This window comes from Vibrio sp. YT-19(2023), assembly GCF_033337395.1.
In genome coordinates this window covers 1-664 of sequence record NZ_JAWOQN010000577.1, presented here as the reverse complement: position 1 = coordinate 664, position 664 = coordinate 1, and the positions used below count along the sequence as shown (strand labels likewise).

The 664-nt window shown below is 44.0% G+C and carries 2 protein-coding genes; one reads left to right on the top strand and one right to left on the bottom strand.

Translation table 11 applies throughout. The annotated features are described in order from the left end of the window. Positions 1–400: Hpt domain-containing protein (locus R7E78_RS27240; protein WP_318058763.1), on the top strand; the 400-nt coding region annotated here is incomplete at its 5' end. 56 nt (positions 401–456) lie between these two features. Here R7E78_RS27240 and R7E78_RS27235 read toward each other — a convergent pair. Further along, complete coding sequence (locus R7E78_RS27235) at positions 457–648, bottom strand: hypothetical protein (protein WP_005454225.1); 192 nt, start codon at positions 646–648, stop codon at positions 457–459. Positions 649–664 lie beyond the last annotated feature (16 nt).

Here is a 664-nt window from a genome sequence, read left to right as displayed (position 1 = left end):
CGATACCAATCTAACTATTGAAAATCAGGTCGAACAAGACCACCAACAACGAGAGGAACCAGAAATGGTCATCATTAATCCAAGCGTGATCCAGTCCGACATGAAGATTTTAGGCAGAGAAAAAATGCTGCATATCATCGACTTGTTCAGAAATACCAGTGCGGATGTACTTGGACAGTTGGTTGAGTCAGCAGAAAAAAATGACAGCCTAGCAGTGAAAAATCTCGCTCATAAACTAAAAGGCAGTGCGGGGAGTTTAGGTCTTACTGCGTTAATGAACACTTGCCAAAGTATCGAGATTGCTGCCGAACCGCTAGATACATACAACGCTCAGCAAGGTTTATTGGACGAGCAAGTCGCTGCGTCAGTTAATGCACTTGATGAGCTGATGGCAGAATAAAGCTCTGCGTTTTAAACCTAAAAACAAAAACCTCCGGTAAATGCCGGAGGTTTTTTCTATTTGGTCATGTCATCTTCCCACTCGAATCGAGTGTCTAAGGCATAAGGGTCATCATCTAATGGATGTTCCACTTTGCCACGCAAGTATTCGAGTTGATGCTCAAGCATGTTGACCGTCTCGTAGTCTCCCTCTGAACAAGCAACGTAAATTTGTTGCTCCAGAGCGGCAATGTTGTCTCGGATACCCATGAGAACCCCCTTAAAT

Coding starts and splice junctions, on each gene's coding strand:
- R7E78_RS27235 (WP_005454225.1), bottom strand. CDS start 648: ATGGGTATCCGAGACAACATTGCCGCTCTGGAGCAACAAATTTACGTT.